This window comes from Levilactobacillus tujiorum, assembly GCF_012641185.1.
In the GTDB taxonomy this organism is placed as follows: domain Bacteria; phylum Bacillota; class Bacilli; order Lactobacillales; family Lactobacillaceae; genus Levilactobacillus; species Levilactobacillus tujiorum.
On the sequence record NZ_JAAXLK010000006.1, the window covers coordinates 106,264 to 131,647 of the forward strand.

The window sequence follows — 25,384 nt, forward strand, 5'->3', positions numbered from 1 at the left end:
TGATCGCCACTTTTGTTAAAACTATGCTGATAAATTGATTCGTTTTAAATCGTGTTTTCTCCTGGAGTCCAAGTATCTTTTCGTTCGAAAGGTTCAGCAGTTTGCTTAGAAATAAAGCTGTAATATGAAATAGTTTGTTCCCATTTATTGGGATCACCAAAGGATAACTTTTTTAAGTTACGGTTGTCATATGTGAAAGCATATAATGTCTTTTGTTTGATGTCATAGCCTGCTGTGTACTGTGTCCAAGCTACGGTTGTATTGTTGTTTTGTGGTACTCGAAGGGAACCCTTAGGTGTATTGACCGTAGTTAGGATTTGAAAGAGTTGGTTGAGTGTTTCATGATCGTTTACCGAAACAGACATTAGTTTTGAAATAGCTGCTCGTAGGAAACGTGATTCTGGTTTATAGTCACTGGAAATACCTACCAGCCCACTAGTGACTTCATCTAATGCGATTTGTTCAATCGGCTCATTGAGATCGTAGGAGTAGGTCCTGTTCGTTGTACGTTCTAGCCAAGCTTTCAATGTTGATAAATGCCAGTCAAACGTTGGTGCATTAGTGAAGACGCCAACCGGATTTTCGAAAATTCGGAAGCCATTTTCAACGGAAGGCTCGACTACTATTGATCGTCCAGTCTCATCTTGGAAAACACAGTGTTGGGGGACTGACATTGACATCATTGATCCAGGTGAGTTAGTAATACCGATATCTTGGTTTAAATGCAGCTTAATTTCATCTAGACTTTTATATTGCGTCAAGATCCATGTACATAGTTCTTCTCCCCGAATAGCTATTTTTCCGGATTCCACAATTTTTTGAGTAGGCACATAGCGGTAAAAATGGTCGAAGTAAAAAGAGCCTCCGCAGATTCCAAAATCATTAATACCATCCAGGATAACCGGAGATTGGTGAATGTCGTTTGCCCAAACGATACCCATGACATTTGAACGTGTTTTAAACGGCGTGAATGTTGATTTGAATTCGTAGTTTTTAGGGATCTTAACACCTGAATATTCAAAATGTTGTTCGAAGTCTTGGGTACGTGCCCAATAGGGATTTCCTTGTTTGCTAATTAGTTCGATACCTGTGCATGCCATTTCTTTATTCACCATCCTTAGATTGTAACTGCGAGTCGTTTATTTTCGGCCTGCAAGTGTTTCAATATCGACATCTTTTTTGGCTGAGGGAATCATTGCAATTCCAGCTCCGATGAGAGCAACGAGTGCACCAAGAATTGTTACAAAATAAATCTGAGTTCCGAATTGTGGTAGTAACCAATCAATAAGTAGTGATCCAATTAATTGACCGGCCGTTGATGCTAACCCCAGTAGAAGTAAGCCGAGGCCGCGAACTAGTAAGGCCATCAGAGCAATTGAAAGCAAGCCCAAAGGCCCACCAAGAAACATCCACCAGTGATCGGGAAAGATAAAAGTTAGTTGTCCCATCATGAGTCGCACGACTAATGCTAGACCAAGAACGCAGAATCCAATGATAAAGTTCCATGTGATAGATACTAGCATAGAGCCTGTTTCTTCGGCAACGGCAGAGTTACCTGCTGGTTGCCAACCTGCTAGTAATCCGGCTAGAAAGGGTAGAATGGCGAGTGCAATGACTTTTGGAGCCGACCAATTTGGTAAGACAACTAAGATTGTTGCAGCAATTGCCAAGATGGCACCTAAGATACGAGCAAAGCTAAGCGGTTGCTTAACCGCCACGCCAATGCCTAGACGGTCACAAATTAACCCAGAAATTACCATACCAGATATTAAAGTTGTTTGAAAAGTTGCGACACCAAGTACAGATGCTGAAGCCCCTTCGGAGAAGACAACCATGGCTCCACAGCAACCAGCAAGCCAATTCCACCATGGAATTTTATGCGACTTAATTTTCTTAGGGATCGATGCAAATTGAGATCTAGTTGAATGGCGTGCCAGAATAATAATGGCCATAACAACGAGTCCAGAACCAAACGAAACGACAGCGGAGGCGTTCCCGTCCTTCATGAGTTTACCAACTTGACCATTAACAGCAGATTGCATAGGTGAAAGCATCCCAGCGAGTATTGTACAGAGAACCAGTAATGGGATAACAACAGTTTTTTCGGCTTTATTAGTATGCATTTTTATTATCTCCTAACATGTATAGTCATTAGCAATTTAAAGAGACCGTTTAACAGCGTTGTGGCTAATGATTTTCGTTAGCTAACCAATTAATGCATCTTGAGAAGAATTCACCGTAATTTTTCCAGTCCATAAATTGCTGGGATGCCCAATGTGGGGCAATGTCCGTTGCATAGGCTAGAGAACGGCCCTTGCCATATGTTCCTGTGACCAGCAGGGGCGAGTGATCGACCGTTATTAACGTTTGGGCGTCTTCTTTAGCTTGAAGTTTTTGATACCCAAGAATAACGGGGAAATCTCCTAAGTCATCGGTAATAGCATTTGTGTCGGTGATGGTTGGGTGGAGTCCCTGGGGTGCTTCCACGCGGTCATCGTATGGCAGGATATTTACGGGGAGAATATCCTCGATTGGACTATTGTGATAATGGGCTTTTCCTTCATATCCGGCGAATGAGAGGTAACCGCCAGCCATGAATAATGCGCCACCATCTGCAACCCAGTCCTTTAGTAAGGCTAATCTGTTAATTGAAGGGTTGCCGTTAGCAAAGACGTCATTCGAAAGGTTGAAAGAGTTACTTCCGATATCTGATAGGATGACGACATCATATTGATCGAGGTCTTGCCGACTCCATGGAAAGTATTCAGGAACATCGTGAGCTCGAATGTGGTGAACGTCATGTCCAAGTTTTTTCAAACTGTCAAGTAACTCCGTGCAGCCAATTTCCAATTTAGAACTAGTAAATGAGTCGTATCCTTTATATTCAGTGGTTGAAACAATCCAAGATTCGCCAGCTAAAAGTACCTTTGCCATAGTATTTTTCCTCCGATATTCTTTAGTAGTGCAGTGAGCTATAATTTGATGAGATGTAAAATAAAATGTGAAATGTTGACGAATAAGAATGCTTATTTGTCGTATGCTAAACCGGTTTATCATTTCAAGGTGAATGATAGCACAGAGTTTTGAAAATGTAAACGCTACCATTCGAAAAAAGCCAGTATTCAATATTGATGTAGTGAAAATATACTTAAAGAAAACGGCTAATTTAGGTGCTTTATTTGCATGTGATGGATGCTAAAACTTTTTTAGAAAAATTTGGTTACAGAAGTTTTTCAGAGTGATGAATACGTTTCGTGTGTAACCGCTTAAAAGAGTATAATCGTTATTATTAGGAAAGGGAGGAAACGACCAGTGAAACTTACGATGCGGAAAATTGCGGAGATGGTTGGCGTATCTGTAACGACGGTTTCCTTAGTTTTGAACGATAAAAATGTCAGAATTACCAAGGATAAGAAGCGACAGATCAAGGAAGTTGCGAGAAAGTATAACTACGTGCCTAATTCGTCGGCTGTTTCCTTGGCGAAGAATCAATCGAATACGATTGGTGTAGTGGTTCCAAATATCAATAATCCCTTTTACTCTGCACTGATTAAAGCAATCAGTGATGATTTAGCAGAGATCGGATATTATGCTTTAACTATTAATACAGATGATAATCATAAAAATGAATCTAAACAGATTGCACAATTGGTTAATCGAGGCGTGGACGGTATCTTATTGGTTCCGACTAATGATTTGTACGCGCAAGGGCAAGATGTGGCTGATGACTTTCTCAAACATATTCAAATCCCGTTTGTACTTGTAAATGCTGACAGTGAGCTGGCTATCAATCAGGTTAACTTAGATAGTTTTGAAGGGGGCTACTTGGCAACCCAGGCTCTAGTAGATAATAGTCATCGTCATATTGCAATCGTGACTGGGAATAAAGGATATGTGAACGCGGAAAATCGATTGAACGGATATAAGCAGGCACTTGGGGATAACGGCATTCCATTTGATGATGGCCTGGTATTTAGATCTGATTACGATGTCAACGGTGGTTACGATATCATTGAAAAGATTGAAAAAAATCCTAAGATAACGGCTATTTTTTTCTGTAACGATTTGATGCTTTATGGGGCAATTAAACGTACTAACGAACAAAAAAAGAACTTATTTGACCTGTACTCTGTAGTTGGGTATGATGATTCTTACTTTAATGAAGTACTTAATCCTACGATTACGTCAATTCGGCAAGATGTTGCCGAGCTAGGGCGCCGATCTGTTCAAATTTTACGCCGACAACTTGAAGGGAAAAAGCGACCTATAAATGAAAAGTTGCAGGTCAGTTTGATAAAACGACAGTCCATTAAGTCGCTGAGTTGAAAAAACACCAACTAGGAAAGCTCGTTGTTATTACGAGATTCCTTTGTTAGACTATCCTTGCTATAAAAGACAGCTGAACTATTTCCGGGCTACAATGTTGTCACTTTATATAGAACTAGATTTTGTATTGTAAAGGATGATTAGTTGTATCAGGGGTCCTCAATTTGGGTGTTGTTTTCCCTCGAGGGTTGTCTTAGACTGGGGGAATGGACAACTGATACGAGGTAAGGGATAATCATGGAAAAGATTAGACATTCGAAGTTTTACGATTTATTTTTAAATACCTTATCGAAGAAAATGGTCATGGGTTTTATTTTAATCATTGCGATAGGGACGTTAATGCTGAGTCTACCGGTGGCCACTTATGGCCGGCCGGTGGCGTTCATTAACGCGCTGTTCACGGCGACGTCAGCAACCTGTATCACCGGGCTAACCGTCGTGAACACTGCGGATACCTGGACCCCGTTTGGTCAAGTCGCCATTATGGTGATGACGGAAATTGGGGCGCTGGGGTATATGACGTTTGCGGTGTTGTTGTTCAACGTGATGCGGCGGCATTTAAACCTCTCAACCCAACTGATGGTCAAGGAATCACTAAATCTCGAGCACCTGCATGATACCAAGAGTGTGATGCAGTACGTCATTATTCTATCGGCGTTATTTCAGGCAGCGGGGATGGCCCTGTTTGCCTTTGACTTCATTCCACGGTATGGCTGGTCACGCGGCCTTTACGTGTCACTCTTTCATTCAGTGATGTCGTTTTGTAATGCCGGGTTCGATATTTTTGGCAATAGTCTGATGGGCTTTCGCGATGATTCGTACATGCTGCTGGTGACGACGCTACTGATTGTTGCCGGGGGATTAGGGTTCTTAGTCTGGCGTGACCTGCTGCTCTTTCACGAGCGGAAACGCCTGACGTTAAATTCTAAACTGACCTTGGTGACGACCCTTTCCTTATTTGTGATTGGGTTCGTGATTCTGTTGGTGACAGAAGGCGACCTGAGCATCCTACCCAAGGGGACGACGTGGTTCAATCGGACCATTAACACCCTCTTCCTCAGTGTGACGCCGCGAACGGCCGGGTTAGTCTCATTGCCAACGGAGTCCTTGCGCCCAGGAAGTATCTTTCTGATTATGATTCTGATGTTTATCGGTGGGACGCCTGGGTCGACTGCCGGGGGGATTAAGACGACGACGTTTGGCGTGCTGATGATTCAAAGCATTGCCCAGCTACGGGGAAAGAAAGATGCCGAATTTGCCCACCGGCGGTTCAGTCAAGCAAACGTGAGCCGGGCGCTGCTGCTGATTTTCATGGCAAGTGTCGTTATTGCCTTGGCCACTCTGGTCTTGACGCAAACGGAAAAGATTCCGCGCAACTTTGGTCTGGAATACATCGTCTTTGAAGTGCTCTCGGCCTTCGGCACCGTGGGCCTGAGCTTGGGCCTAACCCCACATCTGACCGTGATTGGCAAAGTTGTGATTATGCTGTTAATGTTCATCGGCCGAGTGGGAATCTTTACCACGCTATACACGTTGTCACGGCGGCAGGTTAAGAAGAACTTGATTCGTTATCCGGAAGAAAATATCTTAATTGGTTAAGGGAGTCTGAACGATGAAGAAGAGTTTTGCAGTATTAGGTCTCGGCCGTTTCGGTCAAAGCGTGGTGGAAACGCTGGCTGAGACGCATCAGGATGTGTTGGCTGTTGATGTGCAAGAGACCCCCGTTAATGAAATGACCGAGATTGCCACGCAAACGTTGATCGCTGATACGCGGGATGAAGAGGTCTTGCGTGAGCTGAACATTGATACGTTTGACTACGTGATTGTGGGAATTGGCAATAACATGGAAGCCAGTATTCTGACGACCATGTTGGCGAAAGAGCTCGGCGCGGAGAAGGTTATTGCTAAAGCAGAAACGAGTGATCACGGCCGCGTGCTGAAACGAGTCGGCGCCGATCAAGTGATCTTCCCGGAACGTGACATGGGTCACAGCATTGTCCGCAAGCTCTTGTCGAACCACATTCTGAATTTTATTGATTTGAGCGATAAGTATACGCTGGCTGAAGTGGTGATTACCGATCCGACCTTTGTGAACCAGAATCTGATTGATTTGAACTTGAGGAAACGGTTCGATCTAACCATTATTGCCATTCAGCACGGGCAGAAGATCAATATCTCACCGCAGCCGACCGACATGGTCCAGCTCCACGATGTGTTGACGGTGGTTGGTCCGATCGAGCACGTTGAGGCCTTAGACGAAGCTCTCAAAAAATAAGTCATCCGTAAAGCACCCAGACTAATGGGTGCTTTATATAACTTCAGCAGAAAACCTTTGATTTCAATCAAAGGATGAATGCGAAAGCTTAACCTTTTCTAAAACGTACGTTCCCCTGATTAAGAGTGGATAAGTGCTATACTTAATCCAATCTTTAGGGGAGGTGCAACATGACTGTTCTAGGTCGAACGTTGAAGTTGAGACTCTATCCGAATACTATCCAGGCCCAGCAACTCTTGGCAATGAGCCATGAATATCAATGTTTGGCAAATTTGACCAGTCAGTGGGTCTTCGATCATGATTTTCCTTTGAGTCCATTGAAAATCAATCATGCCCTGTATCAATTGTTTCGACAAACTTCACCTTTGAATAGCCAGATGATTCAATCTGTTTTTCGAACCGTCGTCGCCCGTTACAAAACAGTCTTAGCACAAATGAAACAGCACCCTTACCGCTATCAAGATGAATACGGGAAATGGGTGCAAATGCCAAAAGATCTAACCTGGCTGTTCAAGCCCATTCATTTCTCACGACCACAAGCTGACTTAGTCCGAAACAGCAACTATTCTTTCGTGAATGATTCAACCGAGGTTTCACTTACAACGTTGGAGAAAAGGATCAAAATGAGTTTTACGATTAAAGGCTTTGAGCAATACTTCCAGAGCGGCTGGAAGTTAGGAACTGCCAGACTGGTTCATTCTCAAGGCAAATGGGCGCTCCACATTGGGATTACGAAGGAAGTGGCCGATTTTACTGTAGGACAGCAAACTCAGGTAGTAGGGATCGACCGTGGCCTGCGCTTTTTAGCAACGGCCTATGATCACATGGGAAAGACGCTGTTCTTCAGTGGTCAGAAAATCTTGCTTAAACGTAAGAAGTTCTTGGAGAATCGCCGTCACTTACAAAGTAAAGGGACTAAATCAGCTAAGAAGAAGTTAAAGCAACTGGCCCAACGAGAGAACCGCTGGATGGCTGACATAAATCATCAGGTATCTAAGACACTCGTGACAGCCTATGGACCACATACGCTCTTCGTTTTAGAAGACTTGACTAACGTAACGTTCAATACGGATGACTTGCCTAAATCGTTACGGAATAGTCATCGGTCCTGGTCCTTCTTCCAGCTTGAATCGTTTTTGACATACAAAGCACAAGCAATACAAAGTACCATTGTGAAAGTGAGTCCAGCGTACACTTCACAGCGTTGCCCCAAGTGTGGATTGATTGAAAGAGCTAATCGGCATCATGAAACCCATGAATATCACTGTCGTCAGTGCCAGTATCGGTCTAATGATGATCGGTTAGGGGCCATGAATATTGCGCTACTAGGACAGAAATGGTTGAGTGGAGTCAGAAATCCCAAAATTAAGAAAATAACAACTACCGGGTAAACCTGGTAGTTAAACGGGTATCTGTCAATTACCCGACGATGTTGCCACTACGAGTAGGAGTCTCAATTGGGATGATAGACTACTGTGTCATCAGACACGTGAGCGACAAGCCTCCGAATTTATTCGGAGGTAATTGACTTGTCTCGTCATTAGATAGCTGATGGGGTAGATACGATTCTGATTGAATTTCGGCGAGGTGCTTGTTATGGTTAGACCACTAGAAGTTAACTGATAAAGGGGACGACGTGTTCATGAAAGTTAAACGGATGGTCAATTGGCTGCGGGTTCAGAGTCATGCTCAGATGGGGATGTACGGTGCGGAAGAATTAACGCAGTGGAAGGTAATGGCGCTGCTTTACTACATTCAAGGCACGTACTTAGCGTTGTATCAGGTACCGGCGTTTAAAGATGATATCATTCTCGGAAAAAACGGGCCGGTAATTGCGGCCATTCATGATAAATATCATAATCGGATTCGTATCGTGGGTAAGATTGGTCGGAAGGCTTGGGCTGATGATCAGCATATCGAGGATGAGCATCCACAGTTGTTAGATGTCTTGCACGCAGTATGGCAGGCGTTTGGTGATATGTCGACCGTTGAATTACGCCAGCAGTTGCTGCAAGAAGCACCTTGCCAAGAGACGCCCGTTGGACAAGTGATTGATCCAGCGCGGATGACCGCCTATTTCCAGACGGACATCGTGGCGCTGCCCGAGGAGCTGACAGTGGACCCGGTGGTGGACGCAGCCCATTAGCCGAGGATATCTTTTAAGCATTAAGTACTTTATCCAGTGTGTGCAAATACGGTTGTTTCTGATGAGTAGGCTTGTTATGATGGGGCTAGGCGAAACGAGTAAGCGGAGTTGACAGGAAGGCTTTCTAAGGAGGGTCCGAAGTGAACAACGATATCGATCAAATGGTCAATTGGTTTCGAGTCAAGAGCGCGCAACAGATGCAGGTGTTCGATGCGGATGAATTGAGCCGGAGTAAGATGACACAGTTACTCTATTACGTTCAGGGCATCTGCGTGGTCGTTTACGGGATTAATGCTTTTTCTGACGAACTCGTCGCTGGTGAGCATGGCGTGCTGATTCCGGCGGTTGAGGCACGTTATGCCGGCCAGACCGGTATTGTGGGTCATCTCTCGGCTGAAGATCGTGCTGATTATGACTACTTAGCGAGCATACCGCAGTTTCGAGCCATTCTGGACTGCGTGTGGCAAACCTTTGGCAACCTGTCCGCCATTGAATTGATGGAGCGGGTGCAGTGCGATCAACCCTGGGCTGAGACGATGCCGGGAGAAGTGATCGACATGCATGTGATGGAAGATTATTTTAAGGATAAAGTGATTGCCCGAATTAAAACAGATTAAAGATTATAAACCAGAAAAATACCCTTCAGCAGTACCGGATACAAGTTTCCGTGATTGCTGAAGGGTATTCTTATCGGGTCGATTAAAGTAAGTGGATGTTTGCAGCTTCACATTGGTCGATCATGGCTTGGGGCCAGATTGACGTTTGAACTTCACCGACATGGGCTTTGCCGAGGAGCAGCATGCACAGCCGAGATTGGCCGATCCCACCACCGATGGTGAAAGGCAGCTCGCCGTTCATGATCATTTGGTGGTAGGGAAGGCTGAGCCGGTCTTCAGCGTGGGCAATCTTTAATTGCTTTTGCATGGAGGCGGCGTCAACGCGGACACCCATGCTGGAAATTTCGATGGCTTGCTGAAGGGGTTCGTACCAGAACATGATGTCCCCGTTTAATTCCCAGTCATCGTAGTCGGGGGCCCGGCCGTCGTGACGTTTGCCACTCTTCAAAGCGCCACCGATCTTCATCAGAAAGACGCATCCCAGCTTCTTGCTAATGGCGTTCTCGCGTTCCCGCGGCGTCATTTCAGGGTACATGTCTTCTAGTTCTTGGGTAGTGATGAAATGGATTTCGTCTGGTAAGTGGTGGACGGCTTGTGGGAATTTGTACCAAACTTCGTGTTCCATGTGCTTGATGACCTTGAAGATGGTCCGTACGGTGGCCTTCAGGGTCTCTTCAGTGCGTTCGTCCTTAGCGATAATCTTTTCCCAGTCCCATTGGTCAACGTAGGCGGAGTGAAAGTTATCGAGATCTTCGTCCTTACGAATAGCGTTCATGTTGGTGTAGAGGCCTTCGTGCATCTTAAAACCGTTCTTCTTCAAGGCGACCCGCTTCCACTTGGCAAGTGAGTGGACGATTTCAATCGTGGCATCGCCCATGTCAGCCATCGTAAAGGAGACCGGCTTCTCAGTACCGTTCAGGTTATCGTTCAGCCCAGTTGATTTTTCCACGAACATCGGGGCAGTCAGCCGGGAGAGGTTGAGTTGCTTCCCAAATTCTTCCTGGAAGGTTTCCCGGATAAAGCGGATTGCTTCTTGAGTTTCCTTGATAGATAGCTTTGGATCGTATGATTTTGGAATAATTAAATGCATAAGCCATTCTCCTTTGGGTTTAATTCAGATAAAATAAAAAAGCTTTTCCATTCCTTGTATTATCAAGGGACGAAAAAGCTTTCGCGGTACCACCCAAGTTGCCCACTCTAGAAATAGGCCAGCTCAATTAGAGTACAAACATACTCTACCGATGGTAACGTACCGGTTGACGGCTAACCCTACTGCGATCAAGTCGTTTCAGGAAGCAACTAAGAAAGTGTTATTCCGAATAGTCAAACACTGATTGGGTTTACACTAGTTCCCAACTCACTGACAGGCTGACCAGACGTACTCGTCTTTCCTCCGTTTTTTATCTTATGGCATTAATCCTAGCACCTTTTTGAGATTTGTAAACAATAAAATTAAAATCTCGCGAGAAATCTTATTATAAATGGACGGTAAAACGTAGATTAAAAGCGGGTCGGTGTGGGTTCTAACTTTTTTATTCGGTTAGCCAGTCATAATTTAACTAAATGACGAGCTTGGAGACCACTAGTTGGCGACAAAGTGCCATGGAATACGCTTTCAGCGGCATTTTCAGCTTGACTTTCAGTCTAAACGAAATTAGAATATAATAATTAGTCTTATCAAAATCTCATTATATGGATGAAGGGAGGCGTCACAATGAGTAAACATTCACGACAGCTATTTATTAAAAAGCAGGTGCAGACCGATTTATATAAGAAAACGGGGTTGGAGAAGACCTTAACCGCGTTTAGTCTGACCACGATGGGAATTGGCGCGATCGTGGGATCCGGGATCTTCATTACGCCCGGTCTGATTGCGGCCAACTATACGGGGCCTAGTGTCATGCTATCTTACGTGATTGCCGTGGTCGTCTGTGCGATGGCCGCGCTGTGTTATTCGGAATTCTCGTCGACGATTCCACTTGCTGGGAGCGCCTATACCTACGTATACGCCGTGTTTGGCGAGTTTGTGGCGTGGATTTTGGGCTGGGCGTTGATTTCAGAATATCTTTTCGCCGTGTCGTCCGTTGCGGTGAGCTGGTCGTCATACTTTCAGAACTTATTGGCGGGCTTTGGCGTAAAGTTACCACCGTTCTTACAAGCGGCGCCGGGAACGGCCGGTGTCAAAGGCGGGGGGATTGACCTCGTGGCGTTATTGATTACCATGTTGGTGGCAGCATTACTGTCCAAGGGGATTCGTGAGTCTGCCCGAATCAATAACATTATGGTGGTAGTTAAAATTCTGGTGATTTTGTTATTTATTGCGATTGCTATCTTTTATGTTAAACCAGCCAATTACCGACCATTTATGCCGCATGGGGCTCACGGTGTCTTCAAGGGTGCCGCGGTAGCCTTCTACGCCTACATTGGATTCGATGCCGTGTCGACAGCCAGTGAAGAAGTGAAGAATCCTAAACGTAATATGCCGATTGGGATCATTTCGTCATTGCTGGTTGCGGCCGTCCTGTATATTGGGTTGTCAGCTGTCCTGGTTGGGGTGGTGCACTACACCAAGTTAGGTGTTGCCGATCCCGTTGCGTTTGCATTGAACCTGATCCATCAGGATTGGGCAGCCGGCGTGATTTCCTTTGGGGCGATCGTGGGGATGACGACGGTGTTGATCGTGATGTCCTATGGGGGAACGCGGCTGTTGTTTGCGATCAGTCGTGATGGCCTGTTGCCAGCTCAGCTGAAGAAATTACATCCGAAGACGCACGTTCCGGTGGCTAACACCTGGATCTTTGGGGTAGTGGCGAGTGTCTTTGCGGCGTTTATTCCAATTGACAAGATTGCAGAGCTAGTGAACATTGGGACTTTGTCGGCGTTTGCCATGGTATCGTTAGGAATCGTCTTCTTGCGCCACGATGAGCGGTTTAAGGATATGGACACGTCGTTTAAGGTGCCGTGGTATCCATTTTTACCGGTTGCATCGTTTCTGGCGTGTGTGTACTTAATGACCCAGTTACAGCCGTTTACGTGGGAAGCATTTGGTATCTGGGTGGTCCTCGGACTGATTGTTTACGTCAGCTACGGCTATCACCACAGTCGGGTGCGGCTGGAAGCTCAAGCATAGTTGAATACGATGAAAGATCGTTAACATCGAAGCGTTGCTGCAGAGACGGCAACGCTTCGTTTTTTATTAAGAATGTTATCAACTTAGGAAGCGTTAAGAAAAGACCCCTATAATAGACGAGTCAGTTCATGCGAGAATAATTTAACCCCCTCCGGTGTGTTAACGGGGGGATAGAAGGGTGGCAAATACTGAATGATAGAACCACGACACAGACCAAGAAAAAAGCGGCATCCCATCCGCAATATCATCATTGTCCTGATCCTAGCTTTATTGGCTGGGGGGACGGCGTATGGCATGCACAAATATGAGAGTTTAAAGAATACGGTGAAGTCTTCCTATAAGGCTTCGGGCGCGAAGAAGTTACGGAATGTCAATGCACAGCTTTCGGGGAAGAAACCCATCTCAATCTTATTGATGGGGACGGATACGGGAGCGTTGGGCCGGACGTTTGCGGGCCGGACCGATAGCATGATGGTGGTGACGATCAATCCGAAGACGGATAAAACCACGATTACCAGCTTGCCGCGGGATACGGCGGTGACTATTCCGGGATATGAAGATTACGGTATCTCGAAGATCAATGCGGCTTACGCATACGGTCAGTCGAAGACGGCGATCACCACGGTGCAACAGATGCTAAATGTGCCGATTGATTTCTATGCCATCATTAACATGGGGGGGATGGAGAAGATCATTGATGAGGTTGGCGGTGTATCTGTGACTCCAACCCTGAGTTTTAGTTATGGTGGTTATTCCTTCAAGAAGGGCGTTAAGACCCATATGAATGGGAAGAAGGCCTTAGCTTATGCTCGGATGCGAGACGATGATCCCCAGGGAGATTACGGTCGGCAGACGCGCCAACGGAAGGTAATTATGGCGCTGTTGGCGAAGTCGGGCTCGGTCAGCACCTTGTTGAATGAAGATTTTATTCGTTCACTGACCAAGCAAACGCAGACGGATTTGACGTTCAGCGACTTGACGGCATTGGCGACGAACTACCTGTCCGCTACCAAGCATATTAAGACGACCCACATGCAAGGAACGAGTGAAACCATTAATGGGCAGAGTATGGAAGTTGCCTCAAAATCCGAACTACAACGCGTGACGAATTATATTCGAAATGGATTGGGGCTGGCCTACAAAAAAACTGGGACGATTGCGGATATGAGCACGTCCAATGGAGCAAGCAGTACGGATAGTAGTGGAAATACCGGTGATACTGGGAATGCTAATGGTTCTCAGGGTGGACCAGGGAACCCGGGAAATTAATAAAAGCCTCTTTTGCAAAATTGATTGCAGAAGAGGTTTTTTGTTTATCGTTTGAAAGGCGAACAAAAAAGCGCTTTATTCGGATTATGTGACAGAAAAACCGTAATGAGAATGTATTAATAGTAAGTAATGTATTATAGTATAATAATGTAGTTACATATCACTATTCTATGTGTAATCAAATGGCCATTGCCGTATGTTGTTGATATTAATTAATTGTAGTGATAACATTTCTTTTGTTGTCGTTTTTTAATAACTTAGTAAGTTCGAGAAACAAACTGTGATGTTGGAGGAGAATATGGAGTCAGAACAGACAATAAGCTTGATGCAGATTGTGGGTATCTTGCGGAAACATATTAAAATGATTGGCATTACGACGGTGGTAGTTTTTATAGCGGCCGTTTTTGTGACGTTCTTTGTCATGACACCGAAGTATGAAGCAACAACAGAGATTCTGGTTAACCGTAAGTTATCACCAGAGAATCAGGGGGCACAACTCCAACAGGTTCAAGCGGATGTTCAAATGATTAGTACATATAAGGATATTATTACGAGCCCGACGGTTTTAACGACGGTAAACAAGGCGGTTAGTGATTATCCGGGGTATCCGGGATCAATGGCTGCGGTTAAGGACGCGCTTAGTATCAGCAATCAGACAAATTCACAGGTCTTTTCTGTAACGGCAACATCAACGGACGCGAGGACAGCAGCAGTTATAGCTAATGAGACGGCTAAGGTTTTCAAAAAACGGGTTGTTAAGATGATGAGCATCAATAATGTCTCGATTGTTTCTCGGGCAATCCCCAGCGAACATGCAGTGAGTCCTAGAAAAACGTTGAATTTGTTGGTCGGTTTAGTTGCCGGAGTATTGTTGGGAATCATGTTGGCGTTCGTTCGTGAAATCACTGACCGGACAGTAACGACTGAGGCGTTTTTGACGGACGATTTGGGGCTAACAAGCCTGGGTGTGATCAGTGAAATTGATCAAGCCGATGTGAAAAAACGAATTGGCCACGTCCATCATTCAGAATCCAGTGTGTTGATTACTGATGGGCAAGGTGACGTTGAGACACGAAAACGTCGAAGAAGGGTATAGGTGATGACGATGGCATGGTTTAAAAAGCGTAAGAAGCTAGATGATACGAGTTTAAAGTATGGCGTTGGCCTGGTTACCTTTACCGATCCCACAGGACAGATTTCGGAACAGTTTAAGACTGTGCGGACGAACATCCAATTTTCTTCAGTAGGGAAAGATTTGTCGTCAGTTCTATTTACGTCTTCTGAGCCTTCTGAAGGAAAATCAACTGTCAGCAACAACATGGCGGTTACTTGGGCGGATCAAGGGACCAAGGTTGTTTTAGTGGACGCAGATTTACGGCGGCCGACCGTGCATAAGTCGTTTAGTGTTCATAATCGAGCGGGCCTGACAAACTATTTGTCACAAGCAATGGACTTGGATGAAGTAATCCAACCAACCATTGTGGAAAATTTAGACGTCATCACCAGTGGCCCCGTGCCACCTAATCCAGCAGAATTGTTGGGAAGTGACCGCGTTCAACTGCTTATGAATGAATTGAACGAAAAGTATGACTTGATTATTTTCGATGCTCCGCCAGTGAACACCGTGACTGATTCCCAGCTGCTGGCTGCGCGGACTGATGGCACGATCCTAGTCGTGCCACAAGGTATTGCGGATAAGAATGGTGTCCGGCGCGCTAAGCAGCTGTTGGAGACTGTTCATGCCAATATTCTGGGGGCCGTGATGAACCGAGTGACGGCGCAGAAGTCTGAAGGGTATTACGGTGGTAGCTATTATGGTGGTAACTACGGTGGTTATTATGGAGCTGATGGTAAGTAATGGGGTTAATTGATCTACATTGTCACATTCTACCCGGAGTCGACGATGGTTCGAAAGATATGGAAATGTCCTTGAAGATGGCGCGAGTGGCAGTCAAGCAAGGGATCTCACACATTTTAGTGACACCACATCATATGGATGGTATGTATCTGAATCATAAGCAGGATGTAATTGCTAAGACGGCAGACTTTCAGGCGGCTTTGGATGAAGCGAAGATTCCGCTAACGGTATTTCCTGGCCAGGAGGTTCACTTGACTGGGGATCTGTTGAAGGCATTGGATGCGGATGACATCTTGTTTATGGATGAAGGTGGGCGGTATCTGTTACTGGAGCTACCGCACAGTGGGATTCCAGAGTATACCGAAAATATGATTTTTGAATTACAAACGCGAGGAATTACACCAGTGATTGCTCATCCAGAAAGAAATCATGGGTTTCAAAAGAACCCGGATCGTCTGTATGATTTTGTTGAAATGGGCTGTCTAACCCAACTTACCAGTAGCAGCTATCTCGGAATCTTTGGGGATAGTGTTAAGAATTTAACAGCAAAGATTATTAACGCTAACTTGGGGTTTGCTTTTTCGTCTGATGCTCACAACTTTAAAGGACGTCGCTTCTTGATGGATGCTGCGTTTAATAAGTTGGTCGAGCAAGCTGGGGAGCAAAGCGCGCGGATGTTTAATGAAAATGCTAAAGCGATTATTAATGGGGATGATATCGTGGTGACGCCGGAAATAAAGCGAATTTCGGCGTTGAAGAAGAAACGGAGGTTCTGGTTGTTCTAATGGAATATAGCAATGAAAAGCTTAAATCCCTAGCGGTGGATGTTCAGCATGAACAGCACCGATACATATACCGAGTTGATAAGCGAGTTTTTGATTTTGTAGCAAGCTTGATTGGTTTAGTTATATTGTCACCGGTTTTTCTAATTGTAGCGACAGCTATTAAATTAGAGGATCCTGTTGGCCCAGTTTTTTACTCACAGGTGCGATTAGGCAAGCAACAGCGAAAATTTAAAATGTATAAGTTTCGATCAATGGTTGTTGACGCCGATAAGAAACTGAAGAAGTTATTAAAGCTTAATGATGTTGACGGCGCAATGTTCAAGATGAAGGAAGATCCACGTGTGACGAGTGTGGGTCGTTTTATTCGTAAATATAGTCTGGATGAATTACCTCAATTAGTAAATGTATTATTGGGTCAGATGAGTTTGGTTGGCCCGCGGCCACCTCTGCCACGTGAAGTTGCGGAATATACGGAATTTGATAAGCAACGGTTGGCAGTTAAGCCTGGATGTACTGGGTTGTGGCAAGTGACATTACGTAATGAAGCTGATTTCGAAGAGATGGTACGATTGGATTTGGAGTACATTGATCGTCGTGGCTTCTGGTTCGACTTGTATGTATTAATTCAAACAGTTGCTGTGTTCTTTAAGCCCAATGGTGCGTATTAATTGAGTCGTAAAATTACGGCTGCAATTGTATTAGGATGAGAGGTTTTTATGCGTATTTCTGTTGTTGTACCAATTTATAATGTTGAGAAGTACTTAGAAGAGGCAGTTATTAGTCTATTAAATCAGACATTAACAGATATTGAAATAATACTCGTTGATGATGGTTCTACTGACGGGTCTGGGGAGATGGCCGATAAAGTTAGTGAACGGGATAGTCGAATTAAGGTCATTCATAAGGATAATGGAGGGGCACCTTCTGCTCGAAATTTGGGAATGTCTGTTGCAGAAGGAAAATATATTTACTTTATGGATCCAGATGATGTAGTAAAGCCTAAAATGTTGGAAGATATGTTTATTAAGGCAGAAAAAGATAACGCCCAGATGATTATTTCTGGATTTACTAACCGATATTTTGAAAATGGGCGTAGTTTTAAAACTGTCGTTAAGCCCAAAGAAGAAACATATGCGACGAAGGGAAGTTTTCGGGAGTGTGCCTACAAGTACTTTAATGATACATTGATTGCTGTTCCGTGGAACAAGTTATATTTAGTTAGTTATTTGAAAGCACATGATTTGAAATTCCCAAATGTTAAGTGGGATGATCTCCACTTTAACATGGAAGTGATAAGAGATATCAGCAGAGTCTCGGTTGTTGATAACACAGATTATCAATTTCTCCGTTCTAGACCTGGATCAGAAACGACTACAGTTTTTAATAAGAACCTCATAGATATTAGAAAGCAGCAGTTTGAACATATTTTGGATGTTTACTCATATTGGCAGAATGTGGCTGAAGAATCTTGGGGAGCTATCTATTATTATTATGCTAGTAGATTAGTGCAGTGTATTCAGGAGTTGGAATCATCTCCTAATTTGAGCTGGTCAGAGAAGAAAAGAATCACAAAAAAAATAATAAGCGATGGTTTATCGAGGCAAGCAATTTCATCTGCAATAAGTTCATCGAAGCTTATGAGTCTGTGTTTTGTTCCAATGAGATTGCAATTGGTTAATCTAACGATGGTAATGGGGAGCTTTATTTCTTTTTTTAAGAATAATATGTCTGGCTTGTTCTATCAGTTAAAGCTAGGTGTAATGCGATCAAAAGAGGAGTAGTTTATGAAAAATAAACTAAAAAATTCTATGATTTTATCCCATTTATATGTGGAAATAATTACAATTTTGATGTGGACACTTAATAGGATTATACCGTTCAAAAAGAATCGGTTAGTTTTTGCTTCATTCTCTGGACGTCAATTTAGCGATAGCCCTCGGGCGGTTTATGAATCGATTAAAGAGTCTGATCTTTATCATGAAGTAAAATGTGTGTGGGCTTTCGAAGACCCAAGTAAGTTTCCCGAAGTGACAGATCAGAAAGTTGCCATTAATAGTTTTCACTTTTTTTTGATATTAGCCACTTCCCGGTTCTGGATTGCAAATTCAAGTATTGAAAGAATGGTGCCATATAAACCTAATGGAGTCTATTACATTAATACATGGCATGGATTTCCTTGGAAGGTTTTGGGCGATAAAGAACCAAGTATAGACTTCTTAATGAAAAATTGGTATAAAAAAGTTAATTTCGATATGCTAACTGCTAGTGGTTTCAGGGATAAGATGATTTTTGAATCTGTTTTTCCGAATACCCCTTCGCAGAATATTTATTCCACAGGATTGCCGAGAAATGATGAAATTACGAGATTCTTAAGGTTAAATAATGAAGATAGAAAACGTGTGACGAATGCAATAAAACGAAGGTTGCATTTGAGTAATGATAAATCAGTGATACTCTATGCACCAACGTTTAGGGATGGTTTTTGTAATCAAAAAAGTTATTTGAGGTTTAACGCAGTTCAATGGAAGAAAGTACTTTCAAGGTTTGAAATTCTTAGTAGGGCGCACTATAACGTTCAAGATGATTTAGTTGATTCTGATAGTGTAGTCGATGTTTCTAATTATTCTGATCTTGTTGATCTTTTTTTTATTGCTGACGTATTGATTACAGATTATTCAAGTATTATGTTTGATTTTGCCATAATGGAAAAACCAATTTTTCTATATACGGGTGATTTTGAAGATTATACGCGGACGAGGGGGGTATATTTTTCAAGGGAAGTACTAGGATTACCCTTTACAGATGAAGAGTCGGGTATAGTCGAAGGTATAAACGACCTTGAAAATTATAATCTTGATAGTTTAAAGTGCTTTAATCGTCAAGTTAACGTGAGAAATTCAACATCTACAAAAATTATTTTGGGTAAAGTTGAACGTATAGTTCATAGTGGAACAATATCTTAGATCTTCAAAAGGTGTACATGTATCGGTTGGCTAAGTTTTGTTTGGGGGGAAAGATCATGCAAAAGAGAATTTTGATTATTAGTACGAATCGTCTTCGGAGAAATGGCATGTCAACTGTCATTATGAATTATTATAGGTTCATGAAACACGATGGATTGAAGTTCGATTTTGCCATTAACAATCACATCGATGCAGACTATAGGGACGAAATTTTAGCAAGGGGCGACCAAGTTTACTTGTTTAAGTCAAGAAAGTCAGTACCAATGATGTATATATTCAGATTGCGTAGGCTCATAAAGAAAAATAAGTATGATGTGGTACACATACATGGTAATAGTGGAACCATACTTCTTGAGCAGTTAGCGGCTCGTAGGATGAATGCAAAAGTCATTGTTCATGCACATGGGGTTCAAACCAATCATCCACTTATTCATAAATTGACACATAAGTTTTTGATTTCTAATTGTGATGTTGCGTTAGCAGCAAGTCAGTCAGCTGGAGAGTTTATGTTTGGTCAAGATAAGCAATTTCAAGTAATACCTAATGGAATCAGGTTTGATAGATTTAGTTTTAACTTAGAAGACAGAAAATTATTTAGGAATAAACTGGATTTGAATGAAAATACTAAAATGATTTTATGTGTGGGTGCATTTACAAAAGAAAAAAATCAAGCTTTCCTTATAAGACTGTTTCACAGATTAGTTCGGATAGATGCTAATTATCGGTTGGTTTTTATTGGACAAGGAGATCTGATGAATGATTGTAAGAAGCTTACTATGGATTTAGGCATTGAGCGGTTGGTTTTCTTTTTGGGAAAAAGAGATAGTGTATCCGAATGGTATTCGGCTGCTGACATTTTTGCACTCCCATCTTTGCATGAGTCTTTTGGAATCGTGGCGCTCGAGGCTCAGGCAAATGGCCTTCCTTGTGTACTATCTGATAAGTTACCATATGAGGTTAAACTAGATAATCAAGTGAAATTTGCTTCAGTAGATTGTCCGTCAAGTCAGGAGACTTGGGTTCAAGATATTTTAAAATCAGGTAGAGTGACGGTAACTAAAAATGATTTTTATTGCTGGGGTCGAAGAGGGTACGATATTGTACGTATTGCAAGTAAGGTGAGGGATATATATATATCATGACAGAAAAAACAAAAATCGATTTAATAGCTGCAAATTTGTCAGGGCATGGGGGAACTGAGACTGTAATAAAGTATGTTCTGAATGATATAAGCATTGGAGAAGAAGTTAACTTCGATGTATTTTTAACAGGTAAAGCCAGTAATGCGAAGTGGTTAAAATCTGCTTCGAATTTAGGATCAATAGAAGTATTACATAGTAATAATAAAGTATTGAAGTTATTGGGATCTCTTTGGCATTACATGTGGTCAAAAGCAGACGTGGTTTTGGCACTCGGAACAGGTCAAATTGTTTTAGCATATATTATCAGAAAAATTTTTAGGAAGAAGTATAAATTAGTTTCGTGGATACATTTTTCAATCTTAGGTATTAGCTTTATTAATCCAAGATTTTTAAAATATGCAGATTATCATTTGGCTATTAGTTCTGAAATTGAGGAACAATTAGTGCAATTAGGCATTAATAGAAATAGGATTAGTATTATCTATAATCCGGTTGTTAAACAGGAACGGCAGATCAAGAGGAAAAAAGATGGAGTTATCAAACTTATTTATGTTGGCAGAGTTGATCTTGTTGGTCAGAAAAATCTTAAAGAGATGCTGGACGGATTGAGTCAATATGAGGAAAGTTGGCACTTGGATATTTTTGGTACTGGTGAAACTGAGAGAGTTTCTAAGTACGCGGAAACTCTACGGATGCAGGAAAAGATTACTTTCCATGGTTGGGTAGACAATGTGTGGGGACAGTTGAAGGAAGTTGATGCACTGTTGTTAACGTCTACTTTTGAAGGGCTTCCTATGGTTCTAACAGAAGCTGTTAGTCGAGGAATTCCATGTGTGGCCGCGGATTGTCCAGTAGGACCGCGGGACATTATTAAAAATGGTGTTAATGGTTGTTTATATCAATGCGGTGATCTCGAAGGCTTTCTCAAGGCATTGAACTCGGTTGTTAGAAATCCAGATTATAAAAGCATCCCTATGAGTATCGACAATTTATACGGTGATAGGTATAACAAGAGATTCGTGAATGCACTGAATAGCTGGACGCACTGAAAGGATATTGACTGTGAAGAGTATAGATTTTGTGATTCCGTGGGTTGATGGGAGTGATTTGCAGTGGTTAGAGAAGAAAGAGCTGACAAGAAAAAGTAATTTAAAAGTTAAGCAGGAAGATCTTCTTGACGATGCCGATACGGAAAACAGATACAGAGATTACGGGGCATTGAAATATTTATTAAGATCTATTGATAAATTTGCCCCTTGGGTAAATCACATATTTTTAGTTACCGATCATCAGAAGCCGGATTGGTTAAATGTTAAAGGTAAGATTAGAATTATTGATCATTCGGAAATTATTGAGCATCAGTACTTACCAACGTTCAACTCAAATGCGATTGAACTGAATGCCCATAAGATACCAGGATTAAGTGAGAACTTTGTGTTATTCAATGATGATTTTTTGTTGAATGCTCCAGTACAACCAGAGGACTTTTTTAGAGACGATCATCCGGTTGATGCTGCTATATTTCATCCGATTTTCCCGGAGTCTGATTTTGATAGAATTAAGCTTAATTGTGTAATGGTAATAAATCAGCATTTTAAAAAAAGGGAAGTTGAAAGAAAAAACTTCTTAAAAATATTCAATATTAAGTATAAAAAGATGTTGATACACAACATGCTAGCTTTTCCTTATTCAAGAATTATGGGATTTTACGATTTTCATCTTCCAATTGCATACACAAAAGAGGAATTTAGAACAGTCTGGCAAGAAGAGCCGAGCTTATTGAGAGAAACTGTATCTCATAAATTTAGGAGTAATACTGATATTAGTCACTGGGTGATAAGGTATTGGCGTTTGATGACGGGGGATTTTGTTACTCAAAGCTTGCCGTTTGGAAAATATTTCAATATGGGGCAAGTACATTCATGGTCAACAGCGCTTAGTTCAAAAGTGTATAAAGCTGTCTGCATCAATGATATTGATGATTTAACTAATGCGACAAATCTGCAAGATGTTTTTGATAAAAAGCTTGAAGAAAAATTCCCAGATGCTAGTAGCTGGGAGTTGTGACGGAGAGTGTAGACTCGGTGAAAAGGCATGGTAGAGTGAGTGAACTTCAATTCAGGTCCAGAAGTTTAATGAAAGAGTAGGTACATGGTTTTGAAGAAATTCATAGTCAACGTAACAGAGGGACAAAAAAATACAGCTGGCGACAAAGCAAAAAAGGATATTACACGTATTTTATTTGATCAAAATTATCAAAAAATTGAAATTAAAATTTTTGATAATAAAATAAAAAAGCTTTTTTTGACACATAAGGAAATTAAAGAGGTTTTAAGGCCTGTAGCGGCTGGTGATCTAATCGTAGTACAATATCCATTGTATAGCTTACTTGAGCTAGAAACATTTTTGAGAATTTGCAAGTTCAGGAGAATTAAATTGGTTGGTATTGTTCATGATGTTGAGAGCCTCAGATTGTTGAAAGAAAATCGAGTTAGAAGTATTCGTGAGACAGCTATTTTTAATAAGTTTGACTGTCTAATTGTTCATAATGAAATCATGAAAGAGAAGTTGCATCAAATCGGTGTTAAAACAAATATGGTTTCTTTAGGGATTTTTGATTACTTGAATGATAATAAGATGGTAAATACTGGTTTAGATAAAGAATTGATTTTTGCTGGTAATTTAGAAAAAGCTTCATTTATGGATAAGTGGACGCTAAATCTGAAAATTAAGTTATTTGGAATTAATCCTAGCAAAAAATATACAGCTTTAGTTACGTACTTAGGTGTAAAATCTCCAGACGAGTTGCCAAGGTTTCTGAGTGGAAGCTTTGGATTGGTTTGGGATGGATCAGAGCTAATAACTAATTCGGGAGTATTTGGTGAATACACAAGGTATAATAACCCTCATAAGGTATCACTCTATCTAAGTTGTGGTTTGCCAGTGGTGGTTTGGAAGCAGGCAGCAATTTCAGCTTTTGTTAAAGAGTATCAGGTTGGTTTAAGTGTCGATTCTTTGGAAGACCTGCCGGGGGTTCTTCAGAGTATTTCTGAAGAGGAGTATGGCACAATGTGTCGTAATGTGAAAAAGATAGGGAAAATGATTCGAGATGGTGAGTTTACAAAGCGTGCAGTGGACATGGCTATTGATTCTTTATGTTAAAAAAGAGGTAGAGTTTTGAAGGTTAAATGGTTAGATATTTATTTGGCAACAATTGCACTTGCCTTAGCGGCGCTTATAGTAACAAGTCGGTCCAGTGTAGCATTAACGAGTGGCTTTTTTGGTATGGGTGCTAAGGCTTTTGAAGCCCTACTGATAATTGTGCCAATCGTGGTGGGAAGTTTAAGACCCATTAGTTTAAGAACACTACTAGCATATTCTTTACTATTTTTGCTTGCGATTATAACCTGGATTGAAAGTAAGGATATGGCCATTTTTCAAATAATTTGTCTGGCTTTTGGATTACGCAAAATTGACTTTCAAAAGATCGCAGTAACTTTTTTTTCTGGTTTAAGTTTGGGAACGATAGTTATTTTCCTTGGAGCAATTTTTGGGAAGTTTAATTCTGTTATCACAACAAGAACTACAGGGGATGCAAATAATTTAATAAAAACGTCCCTCGGTTTTTTGCTTCCCAATACAGCTGGATTAGTGCTGTTAGCAATGCTGATCACTGCATTGTACATTTTTAATTTTAGTGGGAAATTTAGGCGACAATTGTGTCTATTTATTTGTACGCTGCCAATTTTATATTTAATTTATAGGACCGGTGCACGTACTAGTTTGATACTGGCAATAATTACTTATACAGTTTGGGTACTTTTATCGAGAAGGAAAATTGCGGAATTCATGTTAAATCATATGGTTACAGTCGTTGTTTCAATAGCCGTTGGTGTGTTTATTTTCTCGTATGGAACCGCACTATTTTATGAGAATTCTTCTAGTGATTGGCTTTTAAATTTGGATAGGTTAACTACCGGTCGTTTGTCATTAAGTTCTCGGGCTTTGAGTGAGTATGGAACAACATTAGTAGGTCAACATGTTACGAGCAATGTTGTCGGATTAGGTGGATTACAGAGTTATTTTTGGATTGACAATTCGTACATAAGAATTTTAGTTAACGAAGGAATTGTATGGGGTGGAATCCTGTTGTGGGGAATATATATAGCCACTAAAAGGGCAAAGTTAGCGGGAAATGTCATGTTCGTAATGCCGATGATTGTGATGCTAATATTAGGTTACAGTGAATCTAGCCTTTTGTATTTTTGGTTTGATTTCATGCTATTTTCTATAGATGCTTCTTTTCCACAAAAGTAGGTTTGTTTTGAAAATTTGTGTAAGCTGGAAACTATTTTTTAGTATTTCAATCAATTGCTTATTGGTTAATTTATTATTGTGGTGAGTCAATTAAAAAATATTTAGTTATTTGCTATGGAGGTAAATATTGAAAAAAAGAAGAGAATCTAATATTGAGTTATTGCGGATAATTAGCATGTTTCTAATTGTACTCGGGCACTTCGCATTTCATACAACTTGGTCTTTTAAAACATCTAAATGGGCAATAGAATCATCGGTCAATACGTTATGGATAGGTGGTAAATTAGGGGTCGATTTATTTGTGTTGATTTCAGGATACTTTTTAGTTAAGTCACGATTTAAAAAACGTTCACTGATTCGGATTTGGGTAGAGGCATATGCTTATACCGTCGTCTTATACTTGTTAACCATACTATTTGGGATTAATCAATTTGGATTGAAAAGACTAGGGTCCGTCTGAAAACTACTTAAGTAAGATGCAAATTGAGGCAATGTAAACCGTAGCCAGATAAACATGAGCGAGCTTATCATAACGCGTTGCAATCCTACGAAAGTT

24 protein-coding genes and 1 pseudogene are annotated in these 25,384 nt (G+C 41.7%); 20 read left to right on the forward strand and 5 right to left on the reverse strand.

What is annotated here, in order from left to right; translation table 11 throughout:
• Window positions 1-44 precede the first annotated feature (44 nt).
• From HF569_RS04515 to HF569_RS04525, 3 genes are all read right to left on the reverse strand, one after another.
• Complete coding sequence (locus tag HF569_RS04515; RefSeq protein WP_168901476.1) at window positions 45-1,100, reverse strand: linear amide C-N hydrolase; 1,056 nt, start codon at window positions 1,098-1,100, stop codon at window positions 45-47.
• Between the two features lie 39 nt (window positions 1,101-1,139).
• Complete coding sequence (locus HF569_RS04520) at window positions 1,140-2,123, reverse strand: DMT family transporter (RefSeq protein ID WP_168901477.1); 984 nt, start codon at window positions 2,121-2,123, stop codon at window positions 1,140-1,142.
• Between the two features lie 64 nt (window positions 2,124-2,187).
• Entirely contained in the window at window positions 2,188-2,934 is a 747-nt protein-coding gene (locus HF569_RS04525) for a glutamine amidotransferase (protein ID WP_168901478.1), read from the reverse strand.
• Window positions 2,935-3,312: 378 nt separating this feature from the next.
• On the opposite strand from HF569_RS04525, the gene HF569_RS04530 reads away from it, so the two are divergent.
• From HF569_RS04530 to HF569_RS04555, 6 genes are all read left to right on the forward strand, one after another.
• Complete coding sequence (locus HF569_RS04530) at window positions 3,313-4,326, forward strand: LacI family DNA-binding transcriptional regulator (RefSeq protein ID WP_168901479.1); 1,014 nt, start codon at window positions 3,313-3,315, stop codon at window positions 4,324-4,326.
• Between the two features lie 237 nt (window positions 4,327-4,563).
• Window positions 4,564-5,925, forward strand: coding sequence for a TrkH family potassium uptake protein (locus HF569_RS04535; RefSeq protein ID WP_168901480.1), 1,362 nt, complete (start codon window positions 4,564-4,566; stop codon window positions 5,923-5,925).
• Window positions 5,926-5,938: 13 nt separating this feature from the next.
• Window positions 5,939-6,601, forward strand: a complete 663-nt coding sequence (locus HF569_RS04540) for a potassium channel family protein (protein ID WP_168901481.1) — start codon at window positions 5,939-5,941, stop codon at window positions 6,599-6,601.
• Window positions 6,602-6,771: 170 nt separating this feature from the next.
• Window positions 6,772-7,992 (forward strand): RNA-guided endonuclease TnpB family protein, encoded by a 1,221-nt coding sequence (locus tag HF569_RS04545; protein WP_168901482.1) that lies wholly within the window; start codon window positions 6,772-6,774, stop codon window positions 7,990-7,992.
• A 251-nt stretch (window positions 7,993-8,243) separates the two neighbouring features.
• The gene (locus HF569_RS04550) at window positions 8,244-8,747 is read left to right on the forward strand and encodes a Panacea domain-containing protein (protein WP_168901483.1); all 504 of its coding nucleotides are present in this window, start codon (window positions 8,244-8,246) and stop codon (window positions 8,745-8,747) included.
• A 140-nt stretch (window positions 8,748-8,887) separates the two neighbouring features.
• Complete coding sequence (locus HF569_RS04555) at window positions 8,888-9,364, forward strand: type II toxin-antitoxin system antitoxin SocA domain-containing protein (protein WP_168901484.1); 477 nt, start codon at window positions 8,888-8,890, stop codon at window positions 9,362-9,364.
• A gap of 82 nt (window positions 9,365-9,446) precedes the next feature.
• Here the strand turns inward: HF569_RS04555 and asnA are convergent, their stop codons facing one another.
• Window positions 9,447-10,454 (reverse strand): aspartate--ammonia ligase, encoded by a 1,008-nt coding sequence (gene asnA, locus HF569_RS04560; protein ID WP_168901485.1) that lies wholly within the window; start codon window positions 10,452-10,454, stop codon window positions 9,447-9,449.
• A gap of 624 nt (window positions 10,455-11,078) precedes the next feature.
• Here asnA and HF569_RS04565 point away from each other — a divergent pair.
• The 14 genes from HF569_RS04565 (at window position 11,079) to HF569_RS12680 (ending at window position 25,288) form a co-directional block, all read left to right on the forward strand.
• A complete protein-coding gene (locus HF569_RS04565) occupies window positions 11,079-12,494 on the forward strand; it encodes an amino acid permease (protein ID WP_168901486.1) in 1,416 nt (471 codons plus the stop codon).
• Window positions 12,495-12,686: 192 nt separating this feature from the next.
• The gene (locus tag HF569_RS04570; protein ID WP_168901487.1) at window positions 12,687-13,763 is read left to right on the forward strand and encodes an LCP family protein; all 1,077 of its coding nucleotides are present in this window, start codon (window positions 12,687-12,689) and stop codon (window positions 13,761-13,763) included.
• Between the two features lie 298 nt (window positions 13,764-14,061).
• Window positions 14,062-14,859, forward strand: a complete 798-nt coding sequence (locus HF569_RS04575) for a YveK family protein (RefSeq protein ID WP_168901488.1) — start codon at window positions 14,062-14,064, stop codon at window positions 14,857-14,859.
• 9 nt (window positions 14,860-14,868) lie between these two features.
• The gene (locus tag HF569_RS04580) at window positions 14,869-15,621 is read left to right on the forward strand and encodes a CpsD/CapB family tyrosine-protein kinase (RefSeq protein ID WP_211089625.1); all 753 of its coding nucleotides are present in this window, start codon (window positions 14,869-14,871) and stop codon (window positions 15,619-15,621) included.
• A complete protein-coding gene (locus tag HF569_RS04585; RefSeq protein ID WP_168901490.1) occupies window positions 15,621-16,406 on the forward strand; it encodes a tyrosine-protein phosphatase in 786 nt (261 codons plus the stop codon). The genes HF569_RS04580 and HF569_RS04585 overlap by 1 nt, the downstream gene beginning before the upstream one ends.
• Window positions 16,406-17,074, forward strand: coding sequence for a sugar transferase (locus HF569_RS04590; RefSeq protein ID WP_168901491.1), 669 nt, complete (start codon window positions 16,406-16,408; stop codon window positions 17,072-17,074). Before HF569_RS04585 ends, HF569_RS04590 begins: the two co-directional genes overlap by 1 nt.
• Before the next feature lie 48 nt (window positions 17,075-17,122).
• Window positions 17,123-18,187: a glycosyltransferase family 2 protein gene (locus HF569_RS04595; protein ID WP_168901492.1), complete on the forward strand. Its 1,065-nt coding sequence runs from the start codon at window positions 17,123-17,125 to the stop codon at window positions 18,185-18,187.
• Window positions 18,188-18,190: 3 nt separating this feature from the next.
• Window positions 18,191-19,369: a CDP-glycerol glycerophosphotransferase family protein gene (locus HF569_RS04600; protein WP_168901493.1), complete on the forward strand. Its 1,179-nt coding sequence runs from the start codon at window positions 18,191-18,193 to the stop codon at window positions 19,367-19,369.
• Window positions 19,370-19,425: 56 nt separating this feature from the next.
• Window positions 19,426-20,511 (forward strand): glycosyltransferase, encoded by a 1,086-nt coding sequence (locus HF569_RS04605; protein ID WP_168901494.1) that lies wholly within the window; start codon window positions 19,426-19,428, stop codon window positions 20,509-20,511.
• Complete coding sequence (locus tag HF569_RS04610) at window positions 20,508-21,560, forward strand: glycosyltransferase (protein ID WP_168901495.1); 1,053 nt, start codon at window positions 20,508-20,510, stop codon at window positions 21,558-21,560. Before HF569_RS04605 ends, HF569_RS04610 begins: the two co-directional genes overlap by 4 nt.
• Before the next feature lie 13 nt (window positions 21,561-21,573).
• Window positions 21,574-22,578, forward strand: coding sequence for a Stealth CR1 domain-containing protein (locus HF569_RS04615; RefSeq protein WP_168901496.1), 1,005 nt, complete (start codon window positions 21,574-21,576; stop codon window positions 22,576-22,578).
• An 84-nt stretch (window positions 22,579-22,662) separates the two neighbouring features.
• Window positions 22,663-23,673, forward strand: a complete 1,011-nt coding sequence (locus tag HF569_RS04620; protein ID WP_232842560.1) for a hypothetical protein — start codon at window positions 22,663-22,665, stop codon at window positions 23,671-23,673.
• Between the two features lie 15 nt (window positions 23,674-23,688).
• Entirely contained in the window at window positions 23,689-24,828 is a 1,140-nt protein-coding gene (locus HF569_RS04625; protein WP_168901497.1) for a hypothetical protein, read from the forward strand.
• 160 nt (window positions 24,829-24,988) lie between these two features.
• Window positions 24,989-25,288 (forward strand): acyltransferase family protein, encoded by a 300-nt coding sequence (locus HF569_RS12680; RefSeq protein ID WP_408610786.1) that lies wholly within the window; start codon window positions 24,989-24,991, stop codon window positions 25,286-25,288.
• Between the two features lie 3 nt (window positions 25,289-25,291).
• On the opposite strand, the pseudogene HF569_RS04635 reads toward HF569_RS12680, so the two are convergent.
• A pseudogene (locus tag HF569_RS04635) lies at window positions 25,292-25,384 on the reverse strand (IS5-like element ISLpl3 family transposase); the annotation flags it as partial.

Bases quoted from the DNA above. Each gene is read 5' to 3' on its own strand.
- HF569_RS04515 (WP_168901476.1), bottom strand. From the start codon at position 1,100: ATGGCATGCACAGGTATCGAACTAATTAGCAAACAAGGAAATCCCTAT.
- HF569_RS04520 (WP_168901477.1), bottom strand. From the start codon at position 2,123: ATGCATACTAATAAAGCCGAAAAAACTGTTGTTATCCCATTACTGGTT.
- HF569_RS04525 (WP_168901478.1), bottom strand. From the start codon at position 2,934: ATGGCAAAGGTACTTTTAGCTGGCGAATCTTGGATTGTTTCAACCACT.
- HF569_RS04535 (WP_168901480.1), top strand. From the start codon at position 4,564: ATGGAAAAGATTAGACATTCGAAGTTTTACGATTTATTTTTAAATACC.
- HF569_RS04540 (WP_168901481.1), top strand. From the start codon at position 5,939: ATGAAGAAGAGTTTTGCAGTATTAGGTCTCGGCCGTTTCGGTCAAAGC.
- HF569_RS04545 (WP_168901482.1), top strand. From the start codon at position 6,772: ATGACTGTTCTAGGTCGAACGTTGAAGTTGAGACTCTATCCGAATACT.
- HF569_RS04550 (WP_168901483.1), top strand. From the start codon at position 8,244: ATGAAAGTTAAACGGATGGTCAATTGGCTGCGGGTTCAGAGTCATGCT.
- asnA (WP_168901485.1), bottom strand. From the start codon at position 10,454: ATGCATTTAATTATTCCAAAATCATACGATCCAAAGCTATCTATCAAG.
- HF569_RS04565 (WP_168901486.1), top strand. From the start codon at position 11,079: ATGAGTAAACATTCACGACAGCTATTTATTAAAAAGCAGGTGCAGACC.
- HF569_RS04570 (WP_168901487.1), top strand. From the start codon at position 12,687: ATGATAGAACCACGACACAGACCAAGAAAAAAGCGGCATCCCATCCGC.
- HF569_RS04575 (WP_168901488.1), top strand. From the start codon at position 14,062: ATGGAGTCAGAACAGACAATAAGCTTGATGCAGATTGTGGGTATCTTG.
- HF569_RS04580 (WP_211089625.1), top strand. From the start codon at position 14,869: ATGGCATGGTTTAAAAAGCGTAAGAAGCTAGATGATACGAGTTTAAAG.
- HF569_RS04585 (WP_168901490.1), top strand. From the start codon at position 15,621: ATGGGGTTAATTGATCTACATTGTCACATTCTACCCGGAGTCGACGAT.
- HF569_RS04590 (WP_168901491.1), top strand. From the start codon at position 16,406: ATGGAATATAGCAATGAAAAGCTTAAATCCCTAGCGGTGGATGTTCAG.
- HF569_RS04595 (WP_168901492.1), top strand. From the start codon at position 17,123: ATGCGTATTTCTGTTGTTGTACCAATTTATAATGTTGAGAAGTACTTA.
- HF569_RS04600 (WP_168901493.1), top strand. From the start codon at position 18,191: ATGAAAAATAAACTAAAAAATTCTATGATTTTATCCCATTTATATGTG.
- HF569_RS04605 (WP_168901494.1), top strand. From the start codon at position 19,426: ATGCAAAAGAGAATTTTGATTATTAGTACGAATCGTCTTCGGAGAAAT.
- HF569_RS04610 (WP_168901495.1), top strand. From the start codon at position 20,508: ATGACAGAAAAAACAAAAATCGATTTAATAGCTGCAAATTTGTCAGGG.
- HF569_RS04620 (WP_232842560.1), top strand. From the start codon at position 22,663: ATGGTTTTGAAGAAATTCATAGTCAACGTAACAGAGGGACAAAAAAAT.